This window comes from Acidovorax sp. 35-64-16 (assembly GCF_002281195.1).
Taxonomy (GTDB): Bacteria; Pseudomonadota; Gammaproteobacteria; order Burkholderiales; family Burkholderiaceae_C; genus Acidovorax; species Acidovorax defluvii.
Window position 1 is genome coordinate 1 of the sequence record NZ_NCFM01000061.1, and the last position, 11,718, is coordinate 11,718.

Annotated in this window: 10 protein-coding genes and 1 pseudogene; 3 read left to right on the plus strand and 8 right to left on the minus strand. The window is 60.0% G+C overall.

From position 1 onward, the window contains the following. Positions 1-64: 64 nt before the first annotated feature. The 3 genes from B7Y64_RS18455 to B7Y64_RS18465 form a co-directional block, all read right to left on the minus strand. The gene (locus tag B7Y64_RS18455) at positions 65-337 is read right to left on the minus strand and encodes a hypothetical protein (protein ID WP_291326171.1); all 273 of its coding nucleotides are present in this window, start codon (positions 335-337) and stop codon (positions 65-67) included. A 266-nt stretch (positions 338-603) separates the two neighbouring features. Beyond that, positions 604-2,733: a HAMP domain-containing sensor histidine kinase gene (locus B7Y64_RS18460; protein ID WP_291326173.1), complete on the minus strand. Its 2,130-nt coding sequence runs from the start codon at positions 2,731-2,733 to the stop codon at positions 604-606. Positions 2,734-2,998: 265 nt separating this feature from the next. Next, entirely contained in the window at positions 2,999-3,385 is a 387-nt protein-coding gene (locus B7Y64_RS18465) for a response regulator (RefSeq protein ID WP_291326175.1), read from the minus strand. 77 nt (positions 3,386-3,462) lie between these two features. Between B7Y64_RS18465 and B7Y64_RS18470 the strand changes: the two genes are divergently transcribed. Then, entirely contained in the window at positions 3,463-4,140 is a 678-nt protein-coding gene (locus tag B7Y64_RS18470) for a response regulator (protein WP_291329542.1), read from the plus strand. A 168-nt stretch (positions 4,141-4,308) separates the two neighbouring features. Here B7Y64_RS18470 and B7Y64_RS18475 read toward each other — a convergent pair whose 3' ends face one another. The 4 genes from B7Y64_RS18475 to B7Y64_RS18490 are packed head-to-tail and all read right to left on the minus strand — an operon-like array spanning position 4,309 to position 9,687. Next, entirely contained in the window at positions 4,309-6,006 is a 1,698-nt protein-coding gene (locus B7Y64_RS18475; RefSeq protein ID WP_291326180.1) for a hybrid sensor histidine kinase/response regulator, read from the minus strand. Beyond that, positions 6,003-8,489 carry a PAS domain S-box protein gene (locus tag B7Y64_RS18480; RefSeq protein ID WP_291326182.1) on the minus strand — a complete coding sequence of 829 codons (2,487 nt, stop codon included), beginning with the start codon at positions 8,487-8,489 and terminating at the stop codon, positions 6,003-6,005. The genes B7Y64_RS18475 and B7Y64_RS18480 overlap by 4 nt, the downstream gene beginning before the upstream one ends. Positions 8,490-8,542: 53 nt before the next feature. After that, on the minus strand, positions 8,543-9,304 hold the full coding sequence (locus B7Y64_RS18485; protein ID WP_291326184.1) for an HD domain-containing phosphohydrolase: 762 nt from the start codon (positions 9,302-9,304) through the stop codon (positions 8,543-8,545). Further along, positions 9,301-9,687 (minus strand): response regulator, encoded by a 387-nt coding sequence (locus B7Y64_RS18490; RefSeq protein ID WP_291326186.1) that lies wholly within the window; start codon positions 9,685-9,687, stop codon positions 9,301-9,303. Before B7Y64_RS18490 ends, B7Y64_RS18485 begins: the two co-directional genes overlap by 4 nt. A gap of 72 nt (positions 9,688-9,759) precedes the next feature. On the opposite strand from B7Y64_RS18490, the gene B7Y64_RS18495 reads away from it, so the two are divergent. Continuing rightward, the gene (locus B7Y64_RS18495; RefSeq protein WP_291326188.1) at positions 9,760-10,383 is read left to right on the plus strand and encodes a response regulator; all 624 of its coding nucleotides are present in this window, start codon (positions 9,760-9,762) and stop codon (positions 10,381-10,383) included. A gap of 23 nt (positions 10,384-10,406) precedes the next feature. Continuing rightward, positions 10,407-11,153, plus strand: a complete 747-nt coding sequence (locus B7Y64_RS18500; protein ID WP_291326190.1) for a hybrid sensor histidine kinase/response regulator — start codon at positions 10,407-10,409, stop codon at positions 11,151-11,153. A 277-nt stretch (positions 11,154-11,430) separates the two neighbouring features. On the opposite strand, the pseudogene B7Y64_RS18505 reads toward B7Y64_RS18500, so the two are convergent. Next, a pseudogene (locus B7Y64_RS18505) lies at positions 11,431-11,620 on the minus strand (IS3 family transposase); the annotation flags it as partial. Positions 11,621-11,718 lie beyond the last annotated feature (98 nt).

An 11,718-nucleotide genomic window follows, 5' to 3' on the forward strand; every position in this document is an offset into this window, starting at 1 on the left:
GAAAGTCAATGAAATCAACGGTCTACCCAGACCACCCCCGCGCCAGTGCTAGCTTTGCGTACCGTCACTTATTGCACTGAAAACGAGGAGACCCCGACACCCGGCCTTTAAGCGCATGGCTGATGAAAAGCCCGTCGTTTAGCACGCCTGCGAGTGGCGTGTCGGCATCGCCCGGCTGCAGGTGTACGCGGACATGCGCGCGATCCATAAGAGTCACATGCTTACTGCGCGAGCCATCGGGGACCAGGTTGCTGCAGACCAACCGCCCGTCGGCCCCTAAGAAGGACAGCTGCGTCAGGATGTTCGGCGCCATGCCTGTTTCATTGGCGATGTGCACGATGTCCTTGCAGACGTCGTTCGTGGACGTGTTTTACAGCCTCCACATGGCGTTGTCGGCACTGTCGAGGATGTGCTGCGTGTACTCCCCCAGCGCCATGGCTGTGCTCGCATTCTTGCGACTTTCGGTGCTCACCGTCTGCTGCCATTGCCAATGTAGAAGGGCGACACTGGCCAGCTACATGGCCAGCAGCACCACGGCGGTGAAAACGCAGGCCGCCGTGGAGTACGGGACTGTTGTACCGACTTTGGATTGCCTGGGCTTGATCATGGGGATTCGTTCGATTGGGCAGTCCGGGACGCAGAGATGGAGTGGCCGACCTGGGGCAGGGTGATATGAAAGATCACGCCGCCTTCTTCAGCATCGGTCATATGGATGCTCCCGCCGTGGGCGGTGATGACCTTGTTGCAGACGGCCAGGCCCAGGTCTGCGGACGGCTTGTCTTCGCCTGCCTGCTCCGGTGGCGCAAAGGCCTGAAGCACGGCCTGAATTTCTGCCTGCGAAATGTCTCGGCCTTGGTCTCGCCCTGGCCCCTGGTCACGAACACATATGTGGATGCTGTCTTGGTCTGGCGCACTGGCGGCAACGTGGATGACCTGGCCTTGCGGTGAAAATTGCGCAGCGCTGCTCAGCACAAAATGCATCGCCTGGGAGAAGCGCCCGGGATCGACTTTTGCCATTAGAGCGGTGGCCGCCAGTTGCAGGTCCAGTGTGAGGCACTTGCGTGCCAGCTGTGGTGCCAACCCTGCCGCTATCTCGCCAATGAGGTCGCGTATGTCATGTTGCTCGAAATGAAAGGCGTCGATGGCACCCTCGGTTTTCGAGACGTCGAGCAACTCGCGGAGAAACTCCATGATGTTTTGGCCCGAGGCGTGGATCGTGTCAAACATCACCTTGAGCGTATCGTTCGTGTTCGCCCGTGCCGCGCCCAACTCGGAAAACCCCAGGATGGACTGCAGGGGGTGGCTGAGCTCATGGCTGATGCGGGTGATGAAGTCGCGGTTGCTGCTGTGCGAGCTGATTGCGGCAGGTTCCTGCTTGGCCGGCAGGTTTGCGGTGTCTTTCATGGCAATCAGCAGGCCCAGGCGTTGGCCCTGGTGGGACAGCCGGCGCACCTTGGTGATTTCCACGGTGCGCACGCTGTTGTCCGGCTGGTGCAGTTGCACCTCGTAGCAGATGCGCGCGCCAAAGATGTCGTTGTGTGTATCGAAAGCCTGTGCCGTCGCCGTAGGCATGAACTCGTTAGCGCGCAAGCCCAGCACATGTTCGCGTTGCAGGCCCATGAACTGCTCCCAGGCCTGGTTCACGGTCAGGAAGCGGCCATCCAGGTCGGTCGTACAGAGGGGCAGTGGAATGGTTTCCAGCACCAGGTTGGTGAACGCCAATTGGTCCTGCAGTTGCTGCCGTGAGATCCGCAGGGAGGTGGCATCCATCGAGCTATCGGTAGCGCACTGGGGCCGCGCTTGCTCAGGCTCGATGTGGTCAATTTTCTGTGCACGTGTATTGCGCCAGGCGCCCCTGGTCAAGAACACCACCAATGCGATAGCCGCAAGCATGAACGCCAGCGGTACGCGCAGTGCGATCAGCACACGCTGTGCGGTGGACACGTAGGGGCGCTCCACGACGCTAAACAGAGGCTGGCTCGTTGATCGTTGCCAGGCACCCAGGCTGAGGCTCCCCAAGGCTTGCATGGGTCCGTAGTCGCCCTGATACGCGTCAGGCAAGCCATCCCGAAAGAGTGGGTGCAGGCGCAGGCTGTGGCCGCGATAACGTGTGCCTTCGCCCGACTGAGTGAGCAGGCTGCCGTTGTCCAGGGCCAGCAGCACCAGGGTGCCGGGGGGTGCCATTTCCAAAAGCTGTTGCTGATAGCCGGCAAGGGCCTCGGGGTTGACCTGTGCCACCAGCAGCAAGGATCGGGACGGGGAAAGTTGCACGCGGCGTACCGCTGGGATAAAGCCCACCCGGGAAGGTGCTGCCGTCTGGCGAACGCTTTCCGCCAGGTTGCGGCCGGAAATCCAGGGGCCGATTACCATGCGATTGTCCTGGGTGGACGTGTGCGTCAGGCGCCGCAGATCGAGGGATGCGCCCCGGTCGGCGGTGTGGGTGGATGCCAGAACCAGGCCTTCCGGGCTTATCGCGGATAAGTCCTGCAAGAACGGCAGGCCGCGCAGAAAGTCGATCTGAAGCTCTTCCAGCCGTGCCAGGTCATCGGGGGACTTGACTAGGCTGGCGGCCAAGCTGTCCAGTACCTTGGCGCTGGCATCGAAAACCTGGGAGGCATGGCTTTCCATGGCGCTGGCCATAAACGCAAGTTGCTGCCGATCGCGTTGCTCCGTGCGACTCAACTCATGCCATGCCATTGCCGCTATGCCGGCAACCATGGCAAGCGTCAGCATCAATGCACCTTTCAAAGCACGGGTATTGCTTGTGAACGGGAGGGGAAGACGAGGAAAGCGGATGCTCGATAACGCAGACATGGGAGGGTTCGCCAATATGAATCCGGTTTGTGCGGGCGGAGTCGTCAAATTTATCAATTGGTTCTGCGCATAGGCCGAACGATGGGCGTGATTCACGGGCGGTGCGCGATGAAAATCAGCCACAGGTACCTGTTTGCCTGAGGACGGCAAGCTTGCGCCAAAGTGGCTTTTTCAAGCATGCGCCTCAGGTTATTTCGTTGGACTGAAGCCCCAGGTTGTCCACGGTTGCGATCAGTTGGCGCGTGCTAAAAGGCTTGACCAGGTAAGCATCGGCACCGGCATTCATTCCCTCTTCAATGTCCTTGCTTTGAGCGCGAGCGGTGAGCAACACCACCTGGGGTGAACCCAGGGATGGGTCATTCTTGACCATCCGGCACAGGTCGAGCCCATCCATTTCGCCTGGCATCATGATGTCGAGCAGTATCAACTCAGGCTGCAGTCGGTGTACGGCATCAAGACCTTCCTGGGCGTTAGCGGCCTCGTGGATTTCGTAGAACTCGAACTCCAACGTCATGCGGATCAGCATACGAATGTCCGCATTGTCTTCGACGATCAAAATGCGCTTGGTCATAGGTTGACAACTCAATTTTTCAAATCTACTCAAATATATATCATTTTATTCAAAAATGAAATGATAAAATCTTACAAATGATGAACAAACCGGTGATTTCGTTACCTATCGTGTGCTCCACGCGTGATGTGGCCCGGGCGTTGGGGCTAAAGGCCTACGCCGTGCGGGAGATGCTTGAACAAGAGAAGTTGCGTGGCTGGAAGGCACAGGACGGCCGCTGGCGCGTTGATCGCGAGTCGGTGATGTCCTGGCTGCAGCTCAATCAACTGGAAAACATTGTGGGTAGTTCGGCTGTCGCGACGAAAAGCGTGCTTGTGGATGCCGCCCATGAGGCGCCATCCGGCGAGATCGTTATCAGGCCCAAGCGGTTCCCCCCGAGGGTGCTGTTGATCGAGGATTCGGCGCATTTCCAGAAGCTGGTGCAGTTGCTGATGGACAATGATTTTCCGCAGGTGGATCTGCATGTGGCCGACGACGGAGTGGTTGGCTTGCTGATGGCAGGGCGGCTGGACCCCGATGTGCTGATCGTGGACGTTTTGCTGCCGGGCATCGATGGCGCGACACTGGTCGATCGGCTGCGTTCCCAACCGCAGTTCCATAGCAACCAATTCATTGTCATCACCTCGCTGGATGAGGAGTCGCGTGCACCCCATGAGCGCGCTCTTGCGGGGGTTTCTGTAATCCATAAGGCGCGCCTGATGCGGGAATTGCCCATGTTGCTCAATCGCACGCTGGCCCCGTCTGCCGCTTTCTGAGCAAAAACACATCAAGCCGGCAGCAATGGACTGACGTGGCGCAGCGGGCAGCGCATCCGCGCCTCTCGCGGTTCGGCCAGCCATGAATCTAGCCGCGTGGGAATGACGGGGCGGCCGCCGACACGACGCATTGCAATGTAAACCTTGGTGGCGCCGTGCCGCTATTTCTTACGCCAACGGCAGTGTCAGCGTGAAGGTGGAACCATCACCCACGCGCGACTGTAGGGTCAAGGTGCCACCCAGCAACCCCGCCAGTTCGCGCGCCAGGGCCAGCCCCAGGCCGGTGCCACCGTGCTCGTAGCTCACGCGGGCATTGCCCTGGCGGAATTTTTCAAATATCAACTCCTGTGAATAGGGCGCAATGCCCGGCCCCGTGTCGCTGATGTGAAAGGAAACGTGCTGTGCATCGGCAGTAGGCTCGACGGCCAGCGTGATCGAACCTGCGGGAGTGAACTTGATGGCATTGGACAACAGGTTGTGAAGAATCTGCTTGAGCTTGAGTCGGTCGGTGTTCAAGGTGGCGGGGATGCCGGGACCCTCGACCACGGTGAGTGAAAGCCCTTTGGCTGAGGCGCTGACGCGAAATAGGTTGGTCACCTCGTCCAGCAGTGCATGCACGGCTACCGGCTCCAAAGTCCCGGTCATAACCCCGGCCTCGATTTTGGCGAGGTCGAGAATATCGGTCAGCAGGACATTGAGGTGCTCTGCACCTTGGCGGATCAACGCCGATTGTTCGCGCACCACAGGCTCCTTGCTGCGCAGCTCCATAAGCTCGGCGAAACCGCGGATGCTGGTGAGTGGCGTGCGCAGCTCGTGCGACATAGAGGTCAAGAATTCGCTTTTCGCCTGGTTGGCGCGCTGCGCCTCAGCCTCACTGCGTGTCAGACGGCGAATGCTCACCAGAAAGGCCGCTACAAAGGTGACTAGGCTCAGGCTCAACGCCAGCGTCAGCAGCAGCACGGTGGTGCGCAGGTTGCGCCAGGAGGCAAAGGACTGCTCCACGGCAGTGCCGGTTTGCATGCTCAGGTCATAGTCGCCTACACGGCTGAAGCCGATGATGCGCTGGACCCCGTCAGAACCTGTGCTCATCAGCGCCCCGATGCGCTGCTTTCGCGTGGCTGCGGTGATGTCGTTGGGCAGGGTTGGGTTGCTGTCGGTGCTTGCACCGCCGATGACCCGTGCGAGGATCTGGCCATCGAGCCTTGCAAGCACCACGCCGCCCTGCGCGCCGAAATTCACGTCGCGGTAGACTTCTGTGAAATGCTGCTGGTCTAACGAGGCCACCGCCACGCCCAACGTGCTGCCGTCTTTGCCCACAAGCTTGCGCGTGAGCTGGATGGTGCGCACGCCCGAGACCTTACCCACCAGCGGCTGGCTGATGAACAGTCCGTTATGCATGGGTCGGGCAGAGGTTGTGTCAGGCCTCAGGTGCACGCGCACATGTTCACGCTCGGAAAGATCAACATTCTTGCTGCGCGAGCCATCGGGGTCGAGGTTGCTGCCCCGAAAGATGCCATTCGCGTCCACGAACGACAACTGCGTGAGGATCTGGGGCGCCATCCCGGTCTCACGGGCGATGCGAACTAGCGCATCGCCCGTGAGTGATTTTTCGTCCATCTTCTGCTGAATGAGCAATGCCGCTTGGTCCACCGTGTCCAGGATGCGCAGCGTGTGTTCCTTGAACGCCACGGCGGTGTTGGTGTTTTGCCGCATTTCGGCGTCCAGGGTTTCCTTCCACTGCCACTGCAGTATGGAAAGCGCCATAACCCAGGAACCGAACAGCACCAGAGCACTGAAGACCAAGGCCGCCTTGGTGTAAGGGGCCGCACTGCGTTGGTGATTTGGGGGGGTGGAGATCTCGGTCATAACAGAGCCCCAGGCATGGTGTCGGTGTAATTGGCTGAAGGCAGGGTGATGTGGAAGATGGAGCCACCGTCCTGCGCATTGGTGGCATGGATCTGTCCGCCGTGTGCGGTGAGGATCTTGCGGCAGATGGCTAGACCCAGGCCCGTGCCACCCGATCCGTCGCGCGTTTTGCTCGACTGCACAAAGGCATCGAAGATGGTTTCTAGCTCCTGGGGCGGAATGCCTGGACCATGGTCGCGGATCTGGATCTGGATGGTCTCCTCATCGGGGGCGCTGGCGCTGATGTCGATGGCGCTGCCTTGCGGTGAAAACTTGATGGCGTTGGACAGAACATTGCGCACTACCTGCGAGAACCGCGTGGGATCGACCTTGGAGACCAGGGGCGCGCGGCCCAGTTCCAGCTCGATGGCCAGGCCTTTGCGATCGAACAGCATTTGCAGTTCGGCCACCACGTCTTGCACCAAATCGCGCACATCGTTGCGCTCGAAGTGGAAGGCGCCCACCGTGCTTTCAATCTTGGAGATGTCGAGCAAGTCGTTCACCAGTTCCAGCATGCGCTGGCCCGCGCCATGGATATCGCTGAACATGGAGACAAACCTTTCGTGCTGGCGGGCACGCAGCATGCCCAGCTCGGAAAAGCCCAGAATAGACTGCAAGGGCGTGCGTAATTCGTGGCTGATGTTGGCCACAAATTCACTCTTGATGCGCGACGCCTCATGCGCCTGGTCGCGTGCCGCCAGGTAGTCGGTGATGTCGTTCTTGTTGATGAGAATGCCCTGCGGCTTGCCTTCCGTGTTGCGTACCAGCACCTTGGTGATCAGTACGTCGCGCACGCTGCCATCAGGCCGCTGCAAACGCTCCTCATAGCGCAGGGTGTCGCTTTCGTTCGCTAGCTGGTCGTTGTGGGCGTCGTAGGCCTGTGCTTCCGGTGCAGGCAGCAGGTCCCGGTTGGCGCGTCCCAGGGCCTGGCTGCGTGCTATACCCATGAATTTCTCCCAGGCCTGGTTGACCACGACGAAGCGTCCTTGCATGTCGGTCATGCACAGGGGCAGGGGGGTGCTTTCCACCAGGCGCACGGTGAAGGCCAGGTTTTCCTGCAGTTTCTGTTGAGTCTGGTGCAGTTCTGTGATGTCCACCGCACTGCCGACATAACCACGTACCCGGCCATCGGAGTCGGTCAACGGCATGACGGAGATGTCCAGCATATGGAGGCTGCCGCCCATTCCCTGCATGTGCACCTGGGTGGTGCGCAAACCCTGCGGGCCTTGAGGGTTGAACAGGGTACCAATGCGTTCGCGGCAATCGGGCAGGACGAGGTTGCGCAGATACTTGCCCAGCGCAGTGTCGGGTTTTTCACCGGTCAGTGCCTGCCAATGGTGAGAAACGAAGCGGAGCTTGCCTTCAGTATCGGTGCGAAAGATCAGTTCCTGCACGTTCTTCAGCAAAACGGACAATTCACGCTCCCTGCGCACGATTTCGTTCTGTGCTGCGTCGCGCTCACGCAGCGCAGCGTCGCGTGCGCGGGCACTGCGCAGGGCGATGCCGGTTATGAGGGCGATCAGTAGAACGGCCGTTGCCATGAACAGCAGGGGGCCGCGCAGGGTGTTGAGCCAGCGCTCGGATGTGATGGAATACAGCTGCTCGGCCACGCTCGTGAAGGCGTAGGCATTAGAGCGGTGCCAGGAACCCAGCACCCGTTTGCCTGCTATAGTGGTGGGGCCATAGGTTCCCTGGTGCGCTGCAAAAAACCGTGGGCGCTCGGGTTGGTTTTTCCAGTCACCATCGCTCGCAGCCTGGTTGTCTCCGTATTGAATCGGCAGGCTGCCATCGTCGAACACCAATTGCATACGCGCATCTGTGCCAACGATGTCCAGCAGTTTCCCGTGGTTGTCCATCAGTGCCTGGGGTGCAATCAAGGCCATGAGCAGCAGCGTGCCGTCTGTCAGGTGCACTGGGCGCAGCAGGGGAATAACGTCTGGCCCCTGGGTGCCCCCGGGGGCAGGTGCGCCATTTGCCGTCAGGTTGGCTGGCATCAAGCGGCCGATGGTGACGTGCTCTTGCGTAAAAGGCTGGGAGGTGAGGCGCTGCAGGTTGATGCGCGTGCCCCGGTCTGCATCTCTGGTGGACGCGATGACTTTTCCCTGCAGGTCCAGCAGGGCCATGCCATACACAAAGGGCATGCCCTGCAGCTGGTTGTGTTGCAGGGCCTGGAACTGTGCCACGGTGAAGGCGTTGCGGGCCAGGGCTTTGGCCTGAACGTCGAGCGCTTGCGCGCCCCGGTCGAACAGTTGCGTGGCCTGGAGTTCGAACACGCTGGCGAGCAGTTCGAGCCGTTGCAAATCGCGCTGGCGCATGTCTCTCAACTCACGCCACATCATGGTTATGGCGGTCAGAAGAATCAACAGCGTCAGGGCCAGACCACCCCATAGCACCCTGCGCCTGTTCAGCAGCAGTGCCCAAAGGGATATGAGAGGGGTGTGCATGGTGAAAAGCCGGTGTCCACGTTGGAGTGAAGGGGCAGGGCCCCGCTTGCCGCTCAAAGGTCTGCGGGGGTGCTGTCCATCAGATCGGCAAAACTCATGGGCGACTGCGTGATGCGCTTGCGCAAGTCATGCAATTCGCCCTGGTGGCGCATGAAGCAATCGACGATGGCTGGGTCGAACGCCTTGCCGCTCTGCTCCTGCAGCATTGCCAGCGCCTTATCCTCGCCGAAGGCGGGGCGGTAGACACGGTCCATGGTGAGCGCATCGTAAAAATCAACGACCGACACAATGCGGCCCGACAGCGGAATATCGGCACCCGCAAGCCCGCGCGGGTAGCCCGTGCCATTCCATCGTTCGTGGTGCGTGAGGGCCACCTCGGCAGCCAGCTTGAACAACGCGATGCGCGACTTGCCCAGAATATCGGCGCCGATGGCGGCATGCTGGTTCATGACCTGGCGCTCCTTGGGCGTCAGGCCTCCTGGCTTTTTGAGCACGTTGTCTGGAATGCCGATCTTGCCGATGTCGTGCATCGGAGCCGCCTTGCGCAGCAGCAGGGCGTAGGCCTTGGACTGCCCCAGGCGCAAGGCCAGCGCCTCTGCCAAAAAGCCGATTCGCACGATATGCACGCCCGTGTCGTCGTCCCTGTAATCGGCCGCAACGGCCAGTAGAAACAGGGCTTCATGGTGGGCGTGTGCCACTTCCTGGAGCGCCTCGTTGCGCTCCTGGTACATGCGCCCCAAGTCGGAGATGATCTTCTCCATCTGGTCCGCTGCCGCCAGATCGAACTGGGTCGCTTCCCGGGGATCTATCTTCATGGCATACCTGCAGCCGAAGCGTCCAAGCCATCAATTGTTTCTATCAATTTTAGTGGACTGAATGGCTTGAGCAGGTAGGCATCGGCGCCAGCGTTCATGCCAGTCTCGATGTCCTTGGCCTGCGCGCGGGCGGTAAGTATGACTACCTGCGGCCTGCCCAGGCTGGGGTCGCTCTTGACAATCCGGCACAGGTCGATGCCGTCCAGCTGACCAAGCATCATGATGTCGAGCAAAAGCAGATCGGGCTTGAGCTGCCGTACCATTTCCAACCCTTCGTCGGCGCTAGCGGCTTCATGGATCTCGAAACTCTCGAACTCCAGGGTCATGCGGATCAACTTGCGGATGTCCGCATGGTCTTCAACGATGAGGATGCGTTTGCTCATGATTGACGTGTAGACATTTGCATGGGTGCGATTTTATCATTATCATCCTGCAATCGATAAATTATTGTGTAAATGGATAAAAAATTGCTTGATGACCTAGCTGCGGATTGCAGCACCCGCGACGTGGCCCGAGCCTTGGGCTTGGCTGTGCGGTCGGTGCAGCTCATGGTGGACAGAGGCGAGCTGGATGCGTGGAAAACCCCGGGAGGCCATCGGCGCATCGCACGGGGTTCCGTGTTGCAGTGGCTGGAACGGCGCGAATCCGGTACTACCTCGGCTGCCGCCGACGTTGTCGCCGTCGCCAGCGCTGGAGGGCATTTGCGTCGGCGCAAGAGAGTGCTACTCATTGAGGATTCCGCGCATTTCCAGAACTTGGTGCGCCTGCTGATAACGCATGAGTTCCCTGACGTGGATCTATACGTGGCCGAGGACGGCATCATCGGCCTGGTCAAGGCAGGAGAGTTGCAGCCCGATGTGCTGCTCGTCGATCTTTTGCTTCCCGGCGTGGATGGCGCCACGCTGATATCGCGCCTGCGTGCCTATCCGCTGTTCCAGCACAGCCACCTGATCGTTGTCACTTCGCTGGACGCTGAGCAGCGCGCCTCTTATGTCATGGCCCTGGCCGATGTGCCGGTGGTCCACAAACCACATCTGGTGCAGGATTTGCCCGATTTGCTCAGGGCATGCATGGCCTAGATTCAGAGTCAGGAGCCCCTGCCATGGCATTGCCTCGAATGCTGCTACTTGAAGACGACCCGGCAGTGCGACGGTTTGTGGAAATAGCGCTGGACACGCTGGAACTGGAGTTGCTGCCCTGTGCAACGCTGGCAGAAGCCTACAGTGCGCTGGAGCGCGATCCCGTGCAGCTGGTGCTTACCGACATGACCCTGCCCGATGGCTCGGGCCTGGATCTGCTGCAGTGGCTGAGCGAGCGCGGCATGGCGTGCCGCACGCTGGTGTTCAGCGGGTCGGTGGATGCTGCACTGCATCAGCATTTGCAGGATCGGGGCGTTTGGCGCGTGCTGACCAAGCCGGCCTCGGTCGGCAGCCTTGTCGATGCGGTGGGCGCGGCGCTGGCGGACCCGGCGCGGGAGACGGCCGCCCCACCAAGCTCCATGCCAGCTACCGCCACTGACTTGGTGAACAAGTATTTTGGTGGCAACCAGGGCTTGTTTGTGGCTTTCCGCCAGTCGTGCCTGGATCAGTTCGTCGAGGATCTCCGGATGGGCGACCATGCTGTGCAGGCCCAGGACAGTGCGGGCTTGCGCCGGATTGCGCACAACCTGAAATCGGTACTCACTCTGCTCGGCGAAGAGGAGGGCGCCCGGTTGGCATTGCGCACAGAAACCTGGGCTGCCCAAGGCGCATGGGCCCTGGCTGCGTCGAGCTGGGGTCCGTTGCGTGCGCAGGTGCATGCTTTCGGGGATCGGAGCGGCGACTTGCATCCGCGCATCCAGACCCCATGAATCTACCTCAAAAACGACATTGGCGTCGCTGTGCAGGGTGGCCCATTGCGCGAGCGAACGGTCAAATCGGAATTGAGCGCCACCATCGTTTCCCGATCGGGCAATATACGACGATCTCATGCCCTCGTTTTGAAAATATTCCCGATCGGGAAATATCGCTCGCGCATCGCCCGGTTTGATTAATAGTTTCCCGAACGGGAAACTGAACAAGTCATGACATTGAATCGCCCCGGTTTTGAACTGACCCCCAGAAGTTGGACGGTAGCATTGCCGCCAATCAGGCGGTGTTTCTCAGCCTGTATCCCACCGGGCTGAGTCCGTTCAATCTGAGCTTGATGCGCTTATGGTTGTAGTAGTGAACGTCAATCATGCACGCCCGCTTCGAGCGTATCAAGGCTGTTGGGCGCAGCAAGCCGGAAGTACTCGGCCTTCAGGGTGCCGAAGAAGCTCTCAATTGCCGCATTGTCGGGGTCTCCTCGTTTTCAGTGCAATAAGTGACGGTACGAAAAGCTAGCACTGGCGCGGAGGTGGTGTTGGTAGATCGTTGATTTCATTGACTTTCCTG